Below are 21,919 nucleotides of genomic sequence, written 5' to 3'. Positions count from 1 at the left end.
CAGCGCTACAGCTTCCCCTCCAGGAAGTTGCGCACCAGCGACGGGCCCTCCGGCGTCAGCACGCTCTCCGGATGGAACTGCAACCCCACCACCGGCCGCGCGCGGTGACGCAGCGCCATCACCAAGCCGTCCTGGCTCCAGGCCGTGGCCTCCAGCTCCGCGGGCATGGACTGCGCCGCCACCACCAGCGAGTGGTAGCGCGCCGCCTGGAAGCCCTGCCGCACGCCGGTGAAGACGCCGGTGCCGTCATGCCGGATGTGCGCCGCCTTGCCATGCACGGGCTCCGGCGCGCGCACCACCTGCCCGCCGAACGCCGCGCCAATGGACTGGTGCCCCAGGCACACGCCCAGCACCGGCACGCGGGACTGGGAGATGGCCGCCACGCTCACCCCGGCCTCGTGCGGCGTGCACGGCCCCGGGGACACCACCAGGTGGGACGCGCCCGACGCCGCGATGCCCGCGACATCCAGCGCGTCGTTGCGCACCACCTTCACCTCCGCGCCCAGCGTGTAGAGCAACTGCACCAGGTTGAAGGTGAACGAGTCGTAGTTGTCGATGACGAGGATCACCGCCCACCTCCTTCGCGAGCCAGCCGCAGCGCGGCGGCCATGGCGCCCGCCTTCGCCTCCGTCTCGTCCGCTTCCTTCATCGGGTCCGAGTCCGCCACCAGCCCCGCGCCAGCGGTCCACATCGTGCGGTCGCCGTCCACGAAGAAGGTGCGCAGCGCGATGGCCACGTCCAGCGTGCCGCAGAAGGACAGGTAGCCCACCGCGCCGGCATAGGGCCCGCGCCGCATGGGCTCCAGCTCGTCGATGATCTGCATCGCGCGGATCTTCGGCGCGCCCGACACGGTGCCCGCGGGGAAGGTGCTCGCCAGCGCGTCCAGCGCGTCGAACCGCGAGGTGTCCAGCTTGCCGCGCACCTGGGACACGATGTGCATCACGTGGCTGTAGCGCTCGATGATCATCAGGTCCTCGATGCGCACCGTGCCCGGCGCGGCCACGCGGCCCACGTCGTTGCGCCCCAGGTCCACCAGCATGATGTGCTCGGCGCGCTCCTTCTCGTCCGCGAGCAGCTCCTTCTCCAGCGCCTGATCCTCGGCCTCGGAGCCGCCCCGGCGGCGCGTGCCCGCGATGGGCCGCACCACCACGTCCCCGTCGCGCACCTGCACCAGCAGCTCCGGCGACGCGCCCACCAGCGCGCGCGCCTCGCCCAGGTCCACCAGGAACAGGTATGGCGACGGGTTCACGCGCCTGAGCGCGCGGTAGAGCGACAGTGGAGGAATGGCGCCCTTCGCCTCGAACCTGCGCGCGAGCACCGCCTGGAAGCAGTCGCCCGCGCGCACGTACTCCTTCACCTTGTCCACCGCCCGGGCGTAGCCCTCGCGGTCCCAGCACGCGACGGGGGCCGGCGCGTTCTTCTGCGCGGGGACGGCGGCATAGGCCTCCGGCGGCAGCGGCCGGCGCAGCTTCTCCGCCATCGCCTCCGCGCGCGCCTCCGCGTCCTTCAGCGCCGCCGCGACGCTGCCGTGCAGCGCGGGCCGCGCGATGGCGATGGCCTTGAGCGTCTGGGTGCGCGTGTCGTGGGTGACGAAGTCCTCCGCGATGAGCCACTCGGAGTCCGGGAAGCCCGTGTCGCGCGGGTGGCGGTCGGGCACGCTCGGCTCGAACCACGACGTGGCGTTGTAGCCCAGGTAGCCCACGAGCCCGCCCAGGAAGGGCGCCTCGCCCGGCAGCGTCGCCACGGACAGCTCGCGCCACAGCGTCCGCAGCACGTCCAGCGGCCGTCCCTCGCGGCGCTCCTCATGCGAGCCACGCCACAACGTGAGCCCGTCCCGGTCCAGCCGCACGCGGCCCGCCGGGTTCGCGCCCACGTGGCTGTAGCGCCCGAAGCGCTCGCCGCCGTAGCACGACTCGAGGATGAAGCCGCGGCTTCCACCGCCCAGCTTCAGGTATGCCGACAGCGGTGTATCCAGGTCCGCCGGCAACTCCACCGACACCGGCACCGCCTGACCTGCTTCCGCGCGCTGCCGGTAGGCTGCCTTCCGCTCCTGCGCATCCATGGTCGATTGCCCTGGCCCCTCTTCCTTCACCCGGAGGGGCGCCCGGGTGCCCGGCCTTCCGGGCCCTGCACCTACGGCTTCGCGACGGGCTTCGCCTGGGCGAACACGCCGTCCTGCCACTGATAGACCTCGCGCTCCGTAACCGTCTGGGGCTTGCCTTCTTCCTCTTCTTCAACGCTCGTGCGCACCACCAGCGCCCGCTTCGCGGCTGGCTGGAAGGAGACCTTGAACGTGCTCTCGTTCGGGGGATCCATCAGCCCGCCCAGCTCCAGCGCCAGCTTCGCCTTGCCGAGCACACCCGGCTTCCCATTCGCTCCGGTGTAGCTCACGTAGGACGTGACGAAGTCGCCACAGCGCTCCGGCGCGGAGTCCAGTTGCAGCAGCGCGACGCCCGCCTCCTTCGCGGGGACCAGCTTCACCGTCACCGGGCCGCCCCGCCCTCCGCCGTAGTCCGTGGACGCGACCGCCACGTCCACGCTGCTCACCCGGCGAGGCGGCTTCACGTTCGGCTCCAGCACGCGCACGCGCGCCTTGAACTCGTTGCTCATCACCACCGTGGCCACTTCCAGCTCGCCGTCCCCGTCCAGGTCGGCCTCGAAGCGGAACGGCGTGAGCGTGTTGCCGAAGACCCAACCCGTGACGGGAGCCGAGCCTGGAGCCGCCTTCGCGTCCACGACGGCCACCTGGTACCAGGTGTTGATGTACTCGCCGACCGTCGCGCGAGCCCCCGCCTTCAGTACACGCACGGGCGTGCCCAGCATCAGCGTCCGCACCACGCCCGCGTCCGCCGCCGCGCTCGCGCGCAGGTTCGCCTCGTCCACGCCCAGGTAGAGCGTCTGGCCCGCCGTGAAGGCCGTGAACGAGAAGCCCTCTGGATCCGGCGCGCTCTCCTCCGTCAGCGGTGAGCTGTATTCGAGCACCACATCCGAAGCCGGTGAGGACTGGGCCAGGGTGAGGGACAGGAGGAGCGCGGGCGTCGTCAGCATCACGAAAGGGTCCAGAAGTGAGGGTTCCCGGGTTTATCCCCTGTCCACGCCCACCATCCAAGGGGCCCTCCGGTCCCTGCCTTCGTCGTTTGGAGCGCAAGCAAGGTCAGGACGGACGCCCGCCCCCTTGTCAGCGGAGCACGCGGGAGGGTCCAGCCGTGGGTGGCCCCTGCTCCAAGGCCTCGTTACCTCTAGAGGACCGTGGCCACCGCGACCCACCAGGAACGAACGCCGCTGGTTTCCGTGACGCCGCTGGGCCTGTATTGCCAGGCGGGGAACTTCTACATCGACCCCTGGCGTCCCGTGGAGCGGGCGCTCGTCACGCATGCGCACGGCGACCACGCCCGGAGCGGAAGCAAACGCTACCTGGGGGCGGCTCCCGGACGAGGCCTGTTGCAGCGCCGCCTGGGAGCGGACGCGGTCATCGACACGCTGGAGTACGGCGAGACGCTGAAGGTGGGCGACACCACCGTGAGCTTCCACCCCGCGGGCCACGTGCTGGGCAGCGCGCAGATCCGCGTCGAGCACCGGGGCGAGGTGTGGATCATCTCCGGCGACTACAAGCGAACGCCGGACCCCACGTGCGCGCCCTTCGAAGTGGTGCGCTGCCACACCTTCATCACCGAGGCGACGTTCGGCCTGCCCATCTACCGCTGGGATGATACGGGCCTCGTGGCCCAGGACATCCTGCGCTGGTGGGACGCGAACCGCGAGGCGGGCCGCTCCGCGGTGCTCTTCTGCTACGCGCTGGGCAAGGCGCAGCGCCTGTTGGCGGAGCTGGGAAAGCTCACGGACCGGCCGGCCTACGTGCACGGCGCGGTGAACGGGCTCGTCACCGCGTACCGCGAGGCGGGCATCGCGATGCTGCCCACGCAGATGGTGTCGGAGACAGAGAAGGGCACGTCCTTCGCGGGAGCGCTGGTGCTGGCGCCTCCGAGCGCGGCCGGCTCCACGTGGATGCGCCGCTTCGGTGAGGCGGAGACGGGCTTCGCGTCGGGGTGGATGCGCGTGCGCGGCAACCGGCGCCGTCGCGGCTACGACCGGGGCTTCGTGCTCTCCGACCACGCGGATTGGCCGGACCTCTTGCGCACGGTGGCGGACACGCAGGCGGAGAAGGTGCTCGTCACGCACGGCTACACCGATCCCTTGTCGCACTACCTGCGGGAGCGGGGCGTGGATGCCTCGCCGCTCGCCACGCCCTTCGAGGGCGAAGCGGAGGACTGACGCGTGCGAGCCCTGGCCGACCTCTACGACACGCTCGACCAGACGACCTCCACCAACGCGAAGGTGGAGGCGATGGCGCGCTACTTCCGCACGGCGCCGCCGGAGGATGCCGCCTGGGGCCTGTTCTTCCTCACGGGTCAGAAGCTCAAGCGGCTGCTCACGTCGAAGCTGCTGGTGGGCTGGACGCAGGAGCTCACCGGCATCCCGGATTGGCTCTTCGACGAGGTCTACGCGTCAGTGGGAGACCTGGCGGAGGTGATTGCGCTGCTGCTCGACGGAGCGAACCTCCCGCCCGAGCACGCCGAGGAGCTCCCTCTCTCACGCTGGTTGGAGGAGCGCCTGTTGCCCCTGCGCGGCCTGGACGCGGCGGAGCAGCGCGAGCGGGTGGTGGGCTGGTGGAGGTCCATGCCCCGCCGCGAGCTGTTCCTCCTCAACAAGATGCTCACAGGCGAGTTGCGCGTGGGCGTGTCCAACACGCTGGTGGTGCGAGCCATCGCGCAGGTCACCGGCCTGCCGCCGCCCAGCGTGGCGCACCGGCTGATGGGCACCTGGACGCCGACGAAGGCGTTCTTCGAACAGCTCGTGGCGCCGGATGTATCGGACGGCCATGTGTCGCGTCCGTATCCCTATTACCTCGCGTCGCCGCTGGAGCAGCCGGCGGAGTCGCTGGGCGAATTGAGTGACTGGCTCGTCGAGTGGAAGTGGGACGGCATCCGGGGCCAGCTCATCCGCCGCCAGGGCGACGTGTTCCTCTGGAGCCGGGGCGAGGAGCTGATCACCGAACGCTTCCCCGAAATCACCGAAGCCGCCCGGGCCCTGCCCGAAGGCACGGTGCTCGACGGCGAGGTGATGGCCTACGAGGACGGAGTCCCCCTGCCCTTCGCCCGGCTCCAGCGCCGCATTGGCAGACAGAAGCTCACGCCCAAGGTGTTGGCGGAGGCCCCCGCCGCGTTCGTCGTCTACGACCTGCTGGAGCAGGACGGAAAGGACATGCGAGAGCTGCCCCTGCGCGAGCGCCGCGCGAGGCTGGAGGCCCTGCTCAAGGACCACCCGCGCTTCCCCATCTCGCCCACGGTGACAGCCGATTCTTGGGAGGCGCTGGCGGAGCTGCGCATGGAGTCTCGCGCGCGCAACGTCGAGGGCCTGATGATCAAGCGGCTGGACTCGGTGTACCAGACGGGGCGCAAGCGCGGCGATTGGTGGAAGTGGAAGATCGACCCGTACACCGTGGACGCGGTGCTGCTCTACGCACATCCAGGCCACGGCCGGCGCTCGTCGCTCTACACGGACTACACCTTCGCGGTGTGGAACGGCGAGGACCTGCTCCCGGTGACGAAGGCCTACTCGGGCCTCACCGACGAGGAGATAGGCCGGCTCGACCGCTGGATCCGCGCGCACACGCGGGAGAAGTTCGGCCCGGTGCGCTCGGTGGATCCGGAGCAGGTGTTCGAGCTGCACTTCGAAGCCATCGCCCCATCCCCGCGCCACAAGTCGGGCATCGCCCTGCGCTTCCCACGCATCGCCCGCTGGCGCGCGGACAAGACGGCGAGGGACGCGGACACGCTCGATTCGTTGAAGGGGCTGCTCCATGCAGCCCACTAAGCCGCGCCGCCGCAATCGCATGCGCGGCAAGCACGCGCCGGAGAAGCAGGCCGAGAAGCCCGTACGAACCCGAGCGAAGAAACCCGCGCCCCGGTCCCCTTCTCCCTACAAGGGCGCGCCGATGGAGCAACTCCGCCAGTGGTTCGCCTCCAAGGGATGGACGCCCTACGCCTTCCAGGAAGAAGCCTGGGCCGCCTACACGCGAGGAGACAGCGGCCTCATCCACGTGCCCACCGGCGCGGGAAAAACCTACGCGGCATACATCGGCCCGCTCGCGGACGTGGCGGAGCGCAATCAGAAGGGCCTTCAAATCCTCTACCTCACGCCCCTGCGAGCCGTGTCGCGTGACGTGGAGCAGGCCCTGCGCGAACCGCTGATGGCACTGGACGCGGACCTGGAGGTGGAGAGCCGCACGGGCGACACGTCCTCCTCCGTGCGCCAGCGTCAGCGCGAACGCCTGCCCCAGGTCCTCATCACCACGCCGGAGTCCCTGTCACTCCTCCTGACGCAGGAGCAGGCCGCGGAGAACTTCGCCTCACTGCGCGCCGTCATCGTGGACGAGTGGCACGAACTCCTCGCCTCCAAGCGAGGCACCCAGGTGGAGCTGGCCCTGGCCCGCCTGCGCCACTTCGCTCCGGGCCTGCGCATCTGGGCGCTGTCCGCCACGCTCGCCAACCTGGACGAGGCCGCGCGCACCGTCGTGGGCACGGACCGAAAGCCCACGCTGGTGAGCGCGGACCTTCAGCGCCCGGTGGACGTGGAGACGCTGCTGCCAGAGGAGGTGGACACCTTCCCGTGGGCCGGGCACCTGGGCTTCTCCATGTTGCCGCGCGTGGCGGACGGGTTGGATCCCACGCAGTCCACGCTCCTCTTCACCAACACCCGCTCCCAAGCGGAGCGCTGGTTCGAAGGCCTGCGCTTCCTGCGCCCCGAATGGGAACACCTGCTCGCGCTGCATCACGGGTCCATCGACCGCGAGGAGCGCGAGCGCGTGGAGGGAGGCCTCAAGGACGGGAGCCTGCGCCTCGTCGTCTGCACGTCTTCACTCGACCTGGGCGTGGACTTCGGCCCGGTGGAGCGGGTCATCCAGATAGGAAGTCCCAAGGGCATCGGCCGAACGCTTCAACGCGCGGGCCGCAGCGCGCACCGTCCCGGCGCCACGTGCCGCATCCTCTTCGTCCCCACGCACGCGCTCGAACTGGTGGAGATGGCCGCTGCCCGGGACGCCATCGCGCAGCGAGAGGTGGAGCCGCGCACACCGCTGTCCAAGCCGCTCGACGTGCTGGCCCAGCACCTGGTGACGTGCGCGCTGGGAGGAGGCTTCACCCGCGAGGCCCTGCGCGACGAGGTCCGCACCGCCACGAGCTACGCCTCCCTCACCGACGAGGAGTTCGACTGGGCCCTCGCCCTGGTGCGCGAGGGAGGCCCCACGCTGCGCGCCTATCCGGAGTTCCGCCGCGTGGTGGAGGTGAACGGCCGCTTCCGCGTGCCCGACGTGCGCCTCGCCCGGCTGCACCGGCTCAACATCGGCACCATCACGTCGGACGCGTCCGTGCAGCTGCGCTACTGGAGCGGCGGCACCCTGGGCACGGTGGAGGAGTCCTACGTCAGCCGCCTGAAGCCCGGAGACACCTTCCTCTTCGCGGGCCGCCGGCTGGAGTTCAGCCGCTTCAAGGACATGACGGCGTACGTGAAGCCCGCGAAGGCCAAGGCCACCCAGACGCCGCGCTGGGGCGGCAGCCGCCTGCCCCTGTCCACGTCGCTCGCGTCCGCGATGCGCCGCACGCTCGAGTCCGCGCGCCAGGGCGACGTCACCCGCGACGAGGTCGCCGCCGCCTGGCCCATCCTCGACGCGCAGGCCCGTCTGTCCCGAATCCCCGGCGACGGTGGCTGCCTGGCGGAGACCTGCCGCACGCGGGACGGCTACCACCTCTTCATGTATCCCTTTGAAGGAAGGCTCGTGCACGAAGGCCTGGCGGCGCTGCTCGCCCTGCGCCTCACGCGTCTACAGAAGGCCACCTTCAGCCTGTCCGTGAACGACTACGGCCTGGAGCTGCTCACCCCCACGCCCTTCCCCTTCGATGAAGCGCTGCGCCCGGCCCTCTTCACCCGCGAGCACCTGGTGGAGGACATCCTGGAGAGCGTCAACCTGAGCGAGCTCGCGCGCCGGCAGTTCCGCGACATCGCCCGCGTGGCCGGGCTGGTGATGCCGGGCCTGCCCGGAGCGCGCAAGTCCACCCGACAGGTCCAGGCCAGCGCCGCGCTCCTCTATGACGTCTTCGTGAAATACGACCCGGACAACCTCCTCCTGCGCCAGGCGCGCCGCGAGGTGCTGGAGCACCAGTTCGAACAGGGCCGGCTCACCCGCACCCTGGAGCGGCTGGAGGCGCACCCCGTCGAGGTCGTCCACGTCCACCGGCCCTCGCCGCTGGGCTTCCCGCTCGTCGTCGAGCGCATCAGCGCCAGCGTGTCCAACGAGTCCCTGCTGGAGCGCGTGCAGCGCCTCAAGGAGCGATGGTCCCAGGCCGATGCCAGACCCGCGTAGCGGACGCGGACGTGGAGCTGCTCCCGGAACGAGCCTTGCACTGGCCTGAAGCCGGCGTGCTCGCGGTGGCGGACCTGCACTGGGGCAAGACGGAGTCCTTCCAGCAGCACGGCATCCCCCTCCCCGTGGGGGTCCTGGATGACGACCTCGCCCGCCTCTCCTCCGCCCTCACCGCCACCGGTGCCCGGCGCCTCCTCCTAGTGGGGGACCTGGTGCACTCGCGCCAGGGGCTCACCCCGGACGTCATCAGCCGCGTGAATACCTGGCGTGAAACACATGCTTCACTAGAAGTCGTGCTGATACGCGGCAACCATGACCGCCACGTGCGGACCCTCCCGCCCTCCTGGAGGATGGAGGATCGCGCGGAGGGATTGGACGAAGGCCCGTTCCGCTTCGCCCACCACCCGGAGCCGGCCGCCGGGCGCTATGTCTGGGCCGGGCATCTGCACCCCATGGTGCGGCTGTCGGGCGGGGCGGACCGGCTGCGGCTGCCCTGCTTCCACCTGGGTCCCGGCGTGGGTGTCCTGCCCGCGTTCAGCGCCTTCACGGGGGGAATGGACATGCGGCGGGGCAAGAAGGACCGCGTCTACGCCATCGCCGGCACCGCGGTGGTGGAACTCTAGCGCCATGAGCTCCGGCGACCCGGACTCCGAGTCGCCGCGATTCATGCGTGGCGCGCACCGTCGCACCCTGTAGCGCGCCCCCTGAGAGGGATTGATCCCAGAGGGAAGCGCGCCCTCGCGCAAAGCTCCCTTCCGATCGCCAGAAGCGGGATTCATCACCGCGCGCGGACAACTTGTCGCAACCGCCCCGGAAGGTGCTAAGCGCTCCTTATTCCCACTCCCCACAGAATGGTTGACACTGCCGTGCTCATGAATGATGGTCCCGCGCCGCATTGGGTCGGGAAGTTCATGAGGGACCCGCGCCCACGGCACCATCCTAGAGGTTCGTTGGACGTGACTGCCTTGCCGTCTGAGCGCCAGGAGCCACCCCCCGCCCGGTCCACCGGGACCGGGACGGCCCCCCTGACTTCCGCGCCGAACGGTTTTCCCGCGTCCACCCCTGCTTTCATGTCGCCTTCAGTCCCCTTGCCCCTGGTCCTGGTATGAGCGGCCCTCTCTTCCCACGCTGGACGAATACGGTGTCGCGCCTGTCGGCCGCGATGCTCCTCGCCGTGCCCGCCATCGCCATCGGCGGCCTCCTGGCCTACGTGCGCAGCCCGCTCGTGACCAATCAGGCCCGCCCGGTGGAACAGCCCATCGAGTTCGACCACCGGCACCACGCCGGTGACGAGCAGATCGACTGTCGCTACTGCCACTGGACGGTGGAGAAGTCCCCGTCGGCGGGCATCCCCTCCACCACCGTGTGCATGTCCTGCCACGCGCAGGTGTGGAACAAGAGCCCGTACCTCACCGAGGTCCGCAAGGCGTTCTTCGCCGACCAGCCCATCCCCTGGGTTCGCGTCCACAACCTGCCGGACTTCGTCTACTTCAACCACTCCATCCACGTGGGCAAGGGCGTCGGCTGCGCCACCTGCCACGGCCGCGTGGACCAGATGGGCGCCATCGAGCAGTCCGCGCCGCTGACGATGAGCTGGTGCCTGGATTGCCACCGCAACCCCGGCCCCAACCTCCGGCCCCAGGAGTTCATCACCAGCATGACCTGGGCGCCCCCGACGGATAAGGCGGAAGCCTCGGCCCTCGCCGAGACGCTCACCAAGGAATACGACGTTCACTCGCGCACGAGCTGCTCCACATGCCACCGATGAACACCAAGCCTGACAGCGCGCCCGCGCAGGAAACCCCCTCGTCCTTCGCGCTCCCGGTCGTCTCGGGCCGCAACGAGGCCACCCCCGCGCACGCCCACGACGACGTCGTGACCGAAGCGCTCGAGCACGCCTCCACCCGCGCCGTCTCGGCGGAAGGCGCGTACGGCAAGACGTACTGGCTCGGCCTGGAGGAGAAGCTCGCCACGCCGGAGTTCCTGGAGGAGACCCGCCCGGAATTCCCCGTGGGCGCGGACCTTCCCCCCACCGGCTTCGTCCGCCGCGAGTTCATGCAGCTGCTGGGCGCGTCGCTCGCCCTGGCTGGCGCCACCGCGTGCAGCACCCGTCCGCAGGATGAGCGGATGGTGGCGTACACGAAGACGCCGCCGGAAGTGACGCCGGGCAACCCGCTGCACTACGCGTCCGGCATGACGCTCGGAGGCCACACCTCCGGTCTGCTCATCACCGCGCGTGAAGGCCGCCCGGTGAAGATCGAAGGCAACCCCCAGCACCCCGTGAACCAGGGCGCTGCCGGCGTCTTCGAGCAGGCGTTCCTGCTCTCGCTCTATGACCCGCAGCGCGCCCGCGTGCTGCGCCAGGGCAACAACCCCCGCTCGCTGCGCGTGCTGGCCGAGGACATCTCCACCCTCGTCGGCCAGAAGGCCGCGGCGGACGGCGGCAGCCGCCTGCGCTTCCTCACGGAGCCCATCAGCTCGCCGACGCTGCGCGACGTGACGGGCCGCATCCAGAAGAAGCTGCCCAACGCGCGCTTCCACGCGTTCTCGTCCCTCACGGACTCCGCCGCCGCGCAGGCGAACCGCGCGCTGTTCGGCCAGCCGGTCCAGGCCGTCTACGACCTGACCCGCGCGGACGTCATCGTCTCCCTGGACGCGGACTTCCTGGAGAGCCGCCCGGAGAACCTGGCCCTCAACCGCCAGTTCGCGGACCGCCGCGACCCGAAGAACGGCGAGCTCAACCGCCTGTACGTGGCCGAATCCCGCATGTCCATCACGGGCGGCATGGCGGACCACCGCAAGCGCGTGAAGTCCGCCGAGGTCTTCGCCATCGCCGCCGCGCTGGCGCAGGCCGTGGGTGGCCCCGCCGCCAGCCTGGGCGCCTCCGCGTCCGGCAAGGCCGGCTCGCTGAGCCCGGAGACCCAGTCGTGGGTGCAGGCCGTGGCCCAGGACCTCAAGTCCAAGGCCGGCCGCTCCGTGGTGCTCGCCGGTGAGCGCCAGCCCGCCGCCGTGCACGCGCTGGCGCAGGCCATCAACGCCGCGCTGGGCAACGTGGGCACCACCGTGAAGCTCGTCCCGGCCGCCGCCCCGGAGGCCTCGGGCCTGTCGGAGATCAGCGCGCTGGTCGCGGACATCAAGGCCGGCAAGGTGGACACGCTGGTCATCACCGCCACCAACCCCGTCTACGCCCTGCCGGTGGACGCGGGCCTGGCGGAGGTGCTGGACCCCAAGCAGAACGCCAACCGCAAGGCGCTGTCCGTCCTGTACGCGGGTCACTACGAGGACGAGACCTCCAAGTTCGCCGACTGGTTCGTGCCCCTGGCGCACCAGCTGGAGACCTGGAGCGACGGCCGCGCCGCCGACGGCACCGTCAGCATCGCGCAGCCCCTCATCCAGCCGCTCTTCAACGGCGTGCCGGAGATGGAGCTGTTCGCGCTGTTCCTCGACGAGCCCTTCCGCCCCGCCTACCAGATGGTGCGCGACTACTGGGCCGCGCAGGGTGGCGAGGCCGGCCGCGCCGACTTCGAGACCCGCTGGGAGACCTGGGTCTCCGAGGGCGTCGTCCCCGGCAGCACCGCCACCGCGCTGACCACGGCCACCCCGGACACGGGCGCCGCCTCGCAGCTGGTCGCCGCCTACCAGCCGCCCGCGGCCGGTGAGCTGGAGATCAACTTCGTCCACGACTACCGCGTCCTGGACGGCCGGTTCGGCAACAACGCGTGGCTCCAGGAGACGCCGGACCCCATCACGAAGATCGTCTGGGAGAACGCCGCCATCCTCAGCCCGGCCACGGCCAAGAAGCTGGGCCTGGAGAACAACCACGTCGCGGAGCTGGAGTACGGCGGGCGCAAGCTGCAGGTCCCCGTCACCATCCTCCCCGGCAACGCGGACGACACCGTCACCGTGGCGCTGGGCTACGGCCGCACCGGCCTCCACGAGGTCGTGGCCAAGGACATCGGCTTCAACGCCAACCTGCTGCGCAGCGTGAACGCCCCCTGGTTCGACGGCGGCGCCAAGCTGACCAAGGTCCGCGGCAGCCACAAGTTCGCCCGCACCCAGTACCACTGGCGCATGGAGGGCCGCCCGCTGGCGCTCGACATGTCCGTCAGCGAGCTTGCGCACCCGTCCAAGGAGACGGAGCACACGCTGGAGCGCGTCCAGGCCAAGTACGAGCTGGGCAAGCAGAACAACCTGCCGGACTTCGACTACGCGAAGACGCCGCAGGAGGGCTACAAGTGGGGCATGTCCATCGACCTGTCGCGCTGCACGGGCTGCAACGCGTGCGTCGTGGCGTGCCAGGCGGAGAACAACATCCCCGTCGTCGGCAAGGAGCAGGTGGGCCGCGGCCGTGAGATGAACTGGCTGCGCATCGACCGCTACTTCCAGGGCGATGAGAACGACCCCGCCATGGTCATGCAGCCCGTCGCGTGCGTGCACTGCGAGAAGGCCCCCTGCGAGTACGTCTGCCCGGTGAACGCCACCGTGCACTCGGACGAGGGCCTCAACGACATGGTGTACAACCGCTGCATCGGCACGCGGTACTGCTCCAACAACTGCCCGTACAAGGTCCGCCGCTTCAACTACCTGCACTACACGCAGGGCAAGACGCCGACCGAGAAGATGCTGATGAACCCGGACGTCACGGTGCGCAACCGCGGCGTCATGGAGAAGTGCACCTACTGCGTGCAGCGCATCGAGCGGGTCCGCATCAACGCCCGCGTCGAGAAGCGCCTCATCCAGGAGAAGGAGCTCCAGACGGCGTGCCAGCAGACCTGCCCCACGCAGGCCATCGCCTTCGGCTCCCTGGCGGACCCCGCCCAGCGCGTCACCCAGCTCCACGAGGACGAGCGTGCCTACCGGCTCTTGCACGAGCTGGGCACCCGCCCCCGCACCGCCCACCTCATCCGCCTGCGCAACCCCAACCCCGCCCTCGTGCCCGCTGCCCCTGCTGAAGCCGCCCCGGCGCACGAAGGAGGTCACTGACCGTCATGGCCGAGACCGCACACGCACTCCCGCTCGACCCCCTCGAGCCCCGGGACCTCGTCGCGCCGCACCACGACGACAAGTCCCTCAATGAAACCCTGCTCGACCATGTCTGGCGCAAGCCCGGCAAGGGCTGGTTCATGCTGCTGGGCATCACGTCCGCGGCGCTGGGCCTGCTGGTCATTGGTGTCACGTACACCCTCGCGCGCGGCATCGGCGTGTGGGGCAACAACCAGCCGGTGGGCTGGGCGTTCGACATCATCAACTTCGTCTGGTGGGTCGGTATCGGCCACGCCGGTACGCTCATCTCCGCCATCCTCCTGCTCTTCCAGCAGAAGTGGCGCACGAGCATCAACCGCTTCGCGGAGGCCATGACGCTGTTCGCGGTCATGTGCGCCGGCCTGTTCCCGCTGCTCCACACGGGCCGTCCCTGGTTCGCGTTCTGGCTGTTCCCCTACCCCAGCACCCTGGGCGCCTGGGCGCAGTTCCGCTCGCCGCTCGTGTGGGACGTGTTCGCCATCTCCACGTACCTCACGGTGTCCGCCCTCTTCTGGTTCGTGGGCCTCATCCCGGACCTGGCCGCCCTGCGTGACTCGTCCAAGACGAAGCTGCAGCGCACCATCTACGGCCTGTTCGCGCTGGGCTGGCGCGGCTCCGGCCGTCACTGGCACAACTACAAGATCGCCTACCTGCTCCTGGCCGGCCTCTCGACGCCGCTCGTGGTGTCCGTGCACACCATCGTGTCGTTCGACTTCGCCGTCTCCCAGATTCCGGGCTGGCACGCGACCATCTTCCCGCCCTACTTCGTGGCCGGCGCCGTGTTCAGCGGCTTCGCGATGGTGATCACCCTCATCGTGCCCGCCCGCAAGTACCTGGGCCTCCGGGACGTCATCACCGACCGCCACCTGGAGAACATGAACAAGGTCATCCTGGCGACGGGCCTGCTGGTGTCCTACGGCTACCTGATGGAGCACTTCATCGCCTGGTACTCCATGAACCAGTACGAGTTCTGGACCTTCTACGTGAACCGCGCCACGGGCCCCTACGCCGGCGTGTACTGGCTGATGATCGCCTGCAACGTCATCACCCCGAACATCTTCTGGTTCAAGAAGGCGCGCACCAGCATCCCCATCATGTGGGTGGCGTCCATCGCGGTGAACATCGGCATGTGGTGCGAGCGCTTCATCATCATCGTGACGTCGCTGTCGCAGGACTTCCTGCCCTCGTCGTGGGACATCTACACGCCGACCTGGGTGGACTGGTGCATCTACATCGGCACGCTGGGCCTGTTCGGCACCCTGTTCCTGCTGTTCCTCAAGTTCGTCCCGGCCGTCGCGGTGAGCGAGGTGAAGGAGCTCCAGTTGGAGCTCAAGCACGCCGCCCACGCGGCCCACGGTCACGGCGCGGACACCGCCGGCGCGGGTACCCTCACCCACGGAGCGCACTAGCATCATGGAAGCCAAGGTCCTTGATTCCTGGGTGTTGGCCGAGTTCGCCACTCCGGAAGCCCTCGTCTCCGCCACGCAGCAGATGCGGGAGAAGGGCTTCCAGGGGATGGACACCTACTCCCCCTACCCGCTGCACGGCGGGTCGGAGGCGCTGGGTCTGCCGCCCTCTCGCGTGCCCTTCATCGCCCTGGGTGGCGGCCTCACCGGCATGGTGACCGCCCTCACGATGCAGACGTGGATGAACACCATCGACTACCCGCTCAACGTCGGCGGCCGTCCGCTCCTGAGCCTCCCGGCCTGGGTGCCCATCACGTTCGAATTGAGCGTGCTGTTCGCCGCGTTCGGCATCTTTTTCGGCCTGCTCGGCCTGAGCAAGCTGCCGCAGCCCTACCACCCGGCCTTCGAGTCGGAAGAGTTCCGCAGCGCGTCCACGCACGGCTACTGGCTGAGCATCCCGCACCCCACGGGGACGGACGCCGCGGACGTCAAGAACCAGCTGACGGCCCTGGGCGCGACCCACGTGACCGTCGTCTCGGGAGAGAACGAATGAGGTGGCTCATCCCCGCCGCCGGGCTCGCCGCGCTCACGGGCTGCAACGTCAGCTCGGAGTTCCTCCAGCGCATGGAGACCCAGGCCAAGTACGAGTACTACGAGACGTCCGAGTTCTGGCCGGACGGGCGCGCCATGCGCGTGCCCCCCGCCGGCACCGTCCCGCGCGAGCGGCCGGTGGGCAACCCGGGCATCTCCACGGGCCGCGCCAACGGCGTGGCCGTGAACGCCATCCCCCTGCCGGTGGACAAGCACCTGCTGGAGCTGGGCCAGAAGAAGTACAACATCGTGTGCTCGCAGTGTCATGGCGTGCTCGGCGACGGCAACAGCGTCGTCGCGGAGAACATGGCGCTGCGTCTGCCGCCGTCCCTGCTGGAGCTCGCGGACAAGCCGGCCGGCCACTTCTACACCGCCATCAACGAGGGCTACGGCATCATGCCGTCCTTCTCGGGTGAGCTCGACACGCGTGAGCGCTGGGCCGTCGTCGCCTACGTGCGCGCGCTGCAGGCCGCCCGCAGCACCGCCGGGACGCAGCCCGTCCCGCAGGAGAACCGATGACTGCCATGGAGCGCTACACCGGCACGCCCAAGCTGATGGTGCCCGCGTTCGGCCTGGGCGTGGTGGGCCTCGTGCTCACCGCTGTGGGCTTCTTCATGAACCCCCAGGCGACCAGCTTCAGCTTCCTCATGGGCTTCACCTACTGGGTGGGCATCAGCGTGGCCGCCCTCATCATGCTGTGCATCTTCCACACGGCGAAGGCGAAGTGGCCCATCGTCCTGCGCCGCGCCATGGAGACCATCTCCATCGCGGTGCCCGTGTTCGCGGTGCTCATCCTCGCCCTCATCCCGATGATGAAGTACCTCTACCCCTGGGTGGACGGCTCGCCGCTGGCGGCCCACATCCACGGCATCGAGGTGGAGCACCTGGCCCACAAGAAGGCCCACTACTTGAACCTGGGCTTCTTCGCCATCCGTCAGGTCATCTACTTCGCGGTGTGGATCTTCGTGTCGCACCGGATGTACGCCTGGAGCACCCAGCAGGACGACGTCGGCGGGCTGGAGCTCACCGTCAAGCAGCGCAAGTTCGCCCCGGGCGCCCTGCCCTTCCTGGCGCTGACCATCACGTTCGCGGCCTTCGACTGGCTAATGAGCCTCACCCCGCTGTGGCAGTCCACCATCTTCGGCGCCTACTACTTCGCCGGCAGCTTCCTGGCCGCCTTCTGCGTCCTCACGCTGGCCACGGTGCGCGCCCAGGGCAAGGACCTGTTCGGCAGCCTGGTGAAGACGTCCCACCTGCACAACCTGGGCAAGCTCATCTTCGCCTTCACTGCGTTCTGGGCCTACATCGGCTTCTCCCAGTTCCTGCTGGTGTGGATCGCCAACATCCCGGAAGAGGCCCCCTGGTACGGCCTGCGCATGTACGGCCCGTGGCGCGGCGTCTCCTACGTCATCTTCTTCGGTCACTTCGTGCTGCCGTTCTTCACGCTGCTGTCACGCAAGCTGAAGGAGAAGCCCGGCACCCTGGCGGTGGCCGCCACCTACATGCTTCTCATGCACGCCGTGGACCTGTATTGGCTCATCTGGCCGGCGTTCTCCGGTGAGGCCGGTCCGACGTTCCACTGGACCATTCTCACGGCCTTCGTGGGCGTGGGCGGTGTCGCTGTGGGCTACGCCCTGTTCCGGGCGCGCGGTCGGTACACCTTCCCGGTGAAGGACCCCTACATCGCGGAGTCCCTGAGGTACGTGCAGCCATGAAGAAGACCCAGTCCGAAGTCGAATCGCGGGTCATCGTCGGCGCGCATGGCGTGGCGGCCGAGGAAGACCACCTCGTCATGGGGAAGATCATCGGCGTCGGTGTGGGCGCCATGGTCCTCTTCTTCGTGGGCGCGGTGTGGGCCTGGCGCATCCAGGTCGTCACCATGCAGGAGGCCCAGCCCAACGGCCCGCCTCCGCGTCCCGCCGCGGTGGGCCAGTACGAGGTCGGCATCGTGAACCAGCGCCTGTTCGAGCAGGACTGGCGCGCAGCGGAGAAGCTGGGCGGCCAGCACCAGGCGCTGAAGAACGGCTGGGGTGACCAGCCGGGCGTCGCCGCCCACAAGCCGCTGGAGCAGGCCATGGGCCAGGTCATCACGACCGAGGCCCAGAAGGCCCGCGAGCCCGCCCCCGCGCCGGCCCCGGCTCCCGCCCCGGCTCAGGAGTCCGCGCCGCACACGGCGCCCCCGGCCCCGGCCCCGAAGAAGTAGGCTCCCACCCGCTCCTCCTGCCCCCGAGCCGTCCCCCGCCATGCCGTCCCTTCTCCCGCTCTGCTCCGCCCGCGCCGCCGGGCTCCTCGCGGCGCTCGCGCTGGTGCTCACCAGCGCCACGCCCGCGTTCGCCCTGCCGGGCGGAGGCAAGACGCCCCGCGCCATCGTGGAGGCGGACTCCGACCTGCCCCCGCCGGTGACGGGGGTGGACGTGGAGGAACACCTGGGGGAGCCGCTCCCCCTGGAGACCCGCTTCCTGGACTCCACCGGGGAAGAGGTCCGGCTGGGCACGCTGCTGTCCAAGACGCGCCCCACCCTGCTCACGCTCGTCTATTACGAGTGCCCCATGCTCTGTAACCTCGTCATCAACGAGCAGGTCCGCGTGATGCGCGAGCTGGGCCTGGAGCTGGGCAAGGACTACGAGGCCGTCACCGTCAGCATCGACCCCAAGGACACCCCGGCGCAGAGCGCGGAGCGGCGGCGCAAGTACCTCCAGTCCATGGGCAAGCCGGAGACGGCTCCGTGGCACTTCCTCACCGGCACCGACGAGAACATCCACAAGCTCGCCGACGCCGTGGGCTTCAAGTACACGTATGAACCGAGCACGAAGCAGTACGCCCACCCCGCGGTGGTCACCGTGCTCACGCCGGAGGGGAGCATCTCCCGCTACCTCTACGGCACGTCGTTCGACCGCAAGGACGTGAAGCTTTCGCTGCTGGAAGCAGCGGGCGGTCGGGTCGGGACGAGCGTCGATCGCATCGTCATGTCCTGTTTCAAGTATGACACCGCCACGCGGCGGTACGGTTTCTACATCTTCGGGTTCATCCGCCTGGGCTCCCTGGCTGTCTTCGGCGCCCTGGCCACGATGCTGATCTATTTCTGGAGGCGCGAGCTGAAGAAAGGCGCGACTACATGAGCGACCTGGCCAACCAATTCCTGTTCCTCCCGGAGCGCGCGTCCACGTTCGCGGAACGGGTCGACTTCCTGCACTACTTCGTCGTCGGTACGACGATGGTGATGTCCGCGGGCGTCGGCCTCGCGGCGCTCTTCATGTTCTTCCGCTACCGCCGGCGGGAGACCCACCAGCACACGGAATACGTGGTGCCGGACCTGAAGACGGAGTTCCTCTTCGTCTCCGTCCCGCTGGTGTTCTTCCTGGCGTGGTTCGCCATCGGGTTCCGGGACTTCACCTGGTACACCACTCCGCCCAAGGACTCGATGGATGTCTACGTCATGGGCAAGCAGTGGATGTGGAAGTTCTCCTACCCGGAGGGCCCCAACGGCGTGAACGTGCTGCACGTGCCGGCCAACCGCCCGGTGCGCCTGCTCATCACGTCCCGCGACGTCATCCACTCCTTCTACGTCCCGTCCTTCCGCATCAAGATGGACGCGCTGCCGGGCCGCTACACGCAGGCCTGGTTCGAGGCGACGAAGCCCGGCACGTACCAGGTGCTCTGCACCGAGTACTGCGGCCTGTCGCACTCGAAGATGCTGGCGGAGGTCGTCGTGCTCTCGCCGGAGGACTACGAGAACTGGCTGAAGGAGCAGCAGCGTGGCCGCCTGCAGGACCGGCAGGACGCGCTGGCGGACACGTCGCTCGTGCCGCCCGTCGCCCGCATGGCCGAGCAGGGCCAGAAGCTGGTGGGCACGCAGGGCTGCCTCAAGTGCCACTCGGTGGACGGCTCGAAGCACATCGGCCCCACCTTCCTGGGCATGTACGAGCGTGAAGAGAAGCTCGACGATGGCCAGAGCATCCGCGTGGATGAAGCCTACATCACCCAGTCGATGATGGACCCGGGCGCGCACATCGTCGCCGGCTACCAGAACGTGATGCCGACCTACCAGGGCAAGCTGCAGGGCCCCGAGTCGGCCGCCATCGTCGAGTACATCAAGACGCTGCGCACCGCGAACGTGCGCGAGACCGCTTCCGAGGGCCCCGCCTATGACCCCATCCAGTAGCATCGCCGCGCCGGGGGCCGTCCCCGGCCATGAGGCGCACGACGACCACGGCCACCACCCGAGCTACCTGACGGACGGCACCACGGTGAAGTCGTGGCTGCTGACGGTGGACCACAAGCGCATCGGCATCATGTACATGGCGTGGATCCTGCTCTTCTTCCTGGTGGGCGGCATCTTCGCGCTGCTCATCCGGATCGAGCTGCTCACGCCGGGCCCGACCATCATGGACGCGATGACGTACAACCGCGTCTTCACGCTGCATGGCGTGGTCATGATCTTCCTGTTCATGATCCCCGCCATCCCGGGCATCTTCGGCAACTTCATGCTGCCCTTGATGCTGGGCGCCAAGGACGTGGCCTTCCCCCGGCTGAACCTGCTGTCGCTCTACGTGTACCTGGCGGGCGCGGGCTTCGCGCTCTGGGGCATGCTCAACGGCGGCCTGGACACCGGCTGGACCTTCTACACGCCGTACAGCGCGCACACGACGACCACGGTGGCGCCGGTCCTCTTCGGCGCGTTCATCATCGGGTTCAGCTCCATCCTCACGGGCATGAACTTCATCGTCACCACGCACACCATGCGCGCGCCGGGCATCACCTGGTTCAAGATGCCGCTGATGGTGTGGGCGCTCTACGCCACCAGCTGCATCCAGGTGCTGGCGACGCCGGTGATTGGCCTGCTGCTCCTGCTGGTGACGGCGGAGAACCTGTTCAGCCTGGGCATGTTCGACGTGGCCCGCGGCGGTGACCCGGTGCTCTTCCAGCACCTGTTCTGGTTCTACAGCCACCCGGCCGTGTACATCATGGTGCTGCCGGCGTTTGGCGTGATGAGCGAGGTCGTCTCCACGTTCAGCCGCAAGAACATCTTCGGCTACCGCGCGGTGGCGTACTCCAGCGTGGGCATCGCGTTCGTGGGCTTCTTCGCCTGGGGCCACCACATGTTCGTGTCCGGCCAGTCGACCTTCAACGCCGGCGTGTTCGGCGTGCTGTCGATGCTGGTGGGCGTGTTCACGGCCATCAAGGTCTTCAACTGGGTGGGCACGGTCTACAAGGGCGCGGTGGAGTTCAGCACCCCGTTCGCCTACTTCTGCGGCTTCCTGTTCTTCACCGTGTTCGGCGGCATGACGGGCATCGCGGTGGCGACGGTGTCGCTGGACGTGGCGTGGCACGACACCTACTTCGTCGTGGCGCACTTCCACTTCATCATGGTGGGCGCGACGATCATGGCCTTCCTGGCCGCGCTCCACTACTGGTTCCCGAAGATGTTCGGGAAGATGTACCACGAGGGGTGGGGCCTGGTTTCCGCGGCCCTCATCATCCTGGGCTTCAACGCGACGTTCATCCCCCAGTTCCTCGTGGGCAACGCGGGCATGCCGCGCCGCTACTACGAGTACCCGGAGCGCTTCCAGGCGCTGAACGTGGCGTCCACCGCCGGTGCGTCGCTGCTCGCGTTCGGCTTCATCATCATCGCCATCTACCTGACCTACGCGCTCATCTACGGCGAGCGCGTGGACAACCCGTGGAACAGCAAGGGCTACGAGTGGCTGACCCACTCCCCGCCGCCCACGCACAACTTCATCGGGCCCCAGCCGACCTACCCTGAAGAGCCACACTTCTACGTGGATCCGAAGAAGGCCGAGGGCGAGGTGTCGGATGTCTAGCGCTCACGTGACGCCGGGCTCGGTGCCCGGTCCCAAGCTGGCTGCCCACTTCGCGTCGCTGGAGGTCCAGAAGCACGCGGCGCGGTTGGGCATGTGGCTGTTCCTCGCCACGGAAATCCTGCTCTTCGCGGGTCTGTTCGCGTGCTACGCGGCCTACCGCTTCCTGTTCCCGGAAGCGTGGGCGGCGGCCAGCCGCAGCCTGGACCTGACGATGGGCACCATCAACACGGTGGTGCTCATCACCTCCTCGTTCACCGCCGCCATGGCGGTGCACTACGCCAAGGAGGGGAAGAACGCGATGGTGGGGCACATGAACGTGCTCACCCTCCTGATGGCGGTGGGCTTCCTCGTCATCAAGTTCTTCGAGTACAAGCACAAGTTCCACATCGGGACGCTGCCGGGCCGCTACTACTTCTACGAAGGCATCCAGCTGCCGGGCGCGCCGCTGTACTTCACCGTGTACTTCGCCTCCACGGCGCTGCACGCGCTGCACGTCGTCATCGGCATGACGGTGCTGGCGTTCGCCACGGTGCGCGCGTACCGCGTCGGGGACTTCAACGCGAACAACTACACGCAGGTCGAGCTGGGCTCCATGTACTGGCACCTCGTCGACCTGGTGTGGATCTTCCTCTTCCCGATGCTGTACCTGGTCTGAGGGT

Annotated in this window: 18 protein-coding genes; 15 read left to right on the top strand and 3 right to left on the bottom strand. The window is 68.9% G+C overall.

Annotated features, from left to right (window positions below; genetic code table 11):
• Positions 1-5: 5 nt before the first annotated feature.
• The 3 genes from JYJ93_RS10395 to JYJ93_RS10385 all read right to left on the bottom strand — a co-directional run bounded on the left by JYJ93_RS10395 (position 6) and on the right by JYJ93_RS10385 (position 3,048).
• Entirely contained in the window at positions 6-569 is a 564-nt protein-coding gene (locus JYJ93_RS10395) for an aminodeoxychorismate/anthranilate synthase component II (protein ID WP_206788862.1), read from the bottom strand.
• Entirely contained in the window at positions 566-2,062 is a 1,497-nt protein-coding gene (locus tag JYJ93_RS10390) for an anthranilate synthase component I family protein (protein WP_206788860.1), read from the bottom strand. The genes JYJ93_RS10395 and JYJ93_RS10390 overlap by 4 nt, the downstream gene beginning before the upstream one ends.
• A gap of 71 nt (positions 2,063-2,133) precedes the next feature.
• Positions 2,134-3,048 (bottom strand): SH3 domain-containing protein, encoded by a 915-nt coding sequence (locus JYJ93_RS10385; protein ID WP_242543752.1) that lies wholly within the window; start codon positions 3,046-3,048, stop codon positions 2,134-2,136.
• 201 nt (positions 3,049-3,249) lie between these two features.
• Here JYJ93_RS10385 and JYJ93_RS10380 point away from each other — a divergent pair, with 201 nt between their 5' ends.
• From JYJ93_RS10380 to JYJ93_RS10310, 15 genes are all read left to right on the top strand, one after another.
• The gene (locus JYJ93_RS10380; RefSeq protein WP_206788858.1) at positions 3,250-4,272 is read left to right on the top strand and encodes a ligase-associated DNA damage response exonuclease; all 1,023 of its coding nucleotides are present in this window, start codon (positions 3,250-3,252) and stop codon (positions 4,270-4,272) included.
• Between the two features lie 3 nt (positions 4,273-4,275).
• Complete coding sequence (locus tag JYJ93_RS10375) at positions 4,276-5,874, top strand: ATP-dependent DNA ligase (protein ID WP_206788855.1); 1,599 nt, start codon at positions 4,276-4,278, stop codon at positions 5,872-5,874.
• Positions 5,875-5,995: 121 nt separating this feature from the next.
• Positions 5,996-8,419, top strand: coding sequence for a ligase-associated DNA damage response DEXH box helicase (locus tag JYJ93_RS10370; RefSeq protein WP_330166785.1), 2,424 nt, complete (start codon positions 5,996-5,998; stop codon positions 8,417-8,419).
• A complete protein-coding gene (gene pdeM, locus JYJ93_RS10365; protein ID WP_206788851.1) occupies positions 8,389-9,042 on the top strand; it encodes a ligase-associated DNA damage response endonuclease PdeM in 654 nt (217 codons plus the stop codon). The genes JYJ93_RS10370 and pdeM overlap by 31 nt, the downstream gene beginning before the upstream one ends.
• A gap of 482 nt (positions 9,043-9,524) precedes the next feature.
• Positions 9,525-10,187: a cytochrome c3 family protein gene (locus JYJ93_RS10360; RefSeq protein ID WP_206788849.1), complete on the top strand. Its 663-nt coding sequence runs from the start codon at positions 9,525-9,527 to the stop codon at positions 10,185-10,187.
• Positions 10,184-13,402, top strand: a complete 3,219-nt coding sequence (locus JYJ93_RS10355; RefSeq protein WP_206800219.1) for a TAT-variant-translocated molybdopterin oxidoreductase — start codon at positions 10,184-10,186, stop codon at positions 13,400-13,402. The genes JYJ93_RS10360 and JYJ93_RS10355 overlap by 4 nt, the downstream gene beginning before the upstream one ends.
• Before the next feature lie 5 nt (positions 13,403-13,407).
• Positions 13,408-14,850: an NrfD/PsrC family molybdoenzyme membrane anchor subunit gene (nrfD, locus tag JYJ93_RS10350; RefSeq protein WP_206788846.1), complete on the top strand. Its 1,443-nt coding sequence runs from the start codon at positions 13,408-13,410 to the stop codon at positions 14,848-14,850.
• 4 nt (positions 14,851-14,854) lie between these two features.
• A complete protein-coding gene (locus JYJ93_RS10345) occupies positions 14,855-15,400 on the top strand; it encodes a DUF3341 domain-containing protein (RefSeq protein WP_206788838.1) in 546 nt (181 codons plus the stop codon).
• Positions 15,397-15,957 carry a cytochrome c gene (locus JYJ93_RS10340; protein WP_014399396.1) on the top strand — a complete coding sequence of 187 codons (561 nt, stop codon included), beginning with the start codon at positions 15,397-15,399 and terminating at the stop codon, positions 15,955-15,957. The genes JYJ93_RS10345 and JYJ93_RS10340 overlap by 4 nt, the downstream gene beginning before the upstream one ends.
• The gene (locus JYJ93_RS10335; RefSeq protein ID WP_206788829.1) at positions 15,954-17,153 is read left to right on the top strand and encodes a hypothetical protein; all 1,200 of its coding nucleotides are present in this window, start codon (positions 15,954-15,956) and stop codon (positions 17,151-17,153) included. The genes JYJ93_RS10340 and JYJ93_RS10335 overlap by 4 nt, the downstream gene beginning before the upstream one ends.
• Complete coding sequence (locus tag JYJ93_RS10330; protein ID WP_206788827.1) at positions 17,150-17,641, top strand: hypothetical protein; 492 nt, start codon at positions 17,150-17,152, stop codon at positions 17,639-17,641. Before JYJ93_RS10335 ends, JYJ93_RS10330 begins: the two co-directional genes overlap by 4 nt.
• 40 nt (positions 17,642-17,681) lie before the next feature.
• Positions 17,682-18,557 (top strand): SCO family protein, encoded by an 876-nt coding sequence (locus JYJ93_RS10325; RefSeq protein ID WP_206788825.1) that lies wholly within the window; start codon positions 17,682-17,684, stop codon positions 18,555-18,557.
• Positions 18,554-19,600, top strand: a complete 1,047-nt coding sequence (gene coxB, locus JYJ93_RS10320; RefSeq protein ID WP_206788823.1) for a cytochrome c oxidase subunit II — start codon at positions 18,554-18,556, stop codon at positions 19,598-19,600. The genes JYJ93_RS10325 and coxB overlap by 4 nt, the downstream gene beginning before the upstream one ends.
• Positions 19,584-21,260, top strand: a complete 1,677-nt coding sequence (locus JYJ93_RS10315) for a cytochrome c oxidase subunit I (protein WP_206788821.1) — start codon at positions 19,584-19,586, stop codon at positions 21,258-21,260. The genes coxB and JYJ93_RS10315 overlap by 17 nt, the downstream gene beginning before the upstream one ends.
• A complete protein-coding gene (locus tag JYJ93_RS10310) occupies positions 21,253-21,915 on the top strand; it encodes a cytochrome c oxidase subunit 3 family protein (protein WP_120622940.1) in 663 nt (220 codons plus the stop codon). The genes JYJ93_RS10315 and JYJ93_RS10310 overlap by 8 nt, the downstream gene beginning before the upstream one ends.
• Positions 21,916-21,919: the final 4 nt, after the last annotated feature.

The organism is Corallococcus sp. NCSPR001 (genome assembly GCF_017309135.1).
Taxonomy (GTDB): Bacteria; Myxococcota; Myxococcia; order Myxococcales; family Myxococcaceae; genus Corallococcus.
Note: the sequence above shows the minus strand (reverse complement) of the source record. Positions and strands in the feature narration are given on the sequence as shown.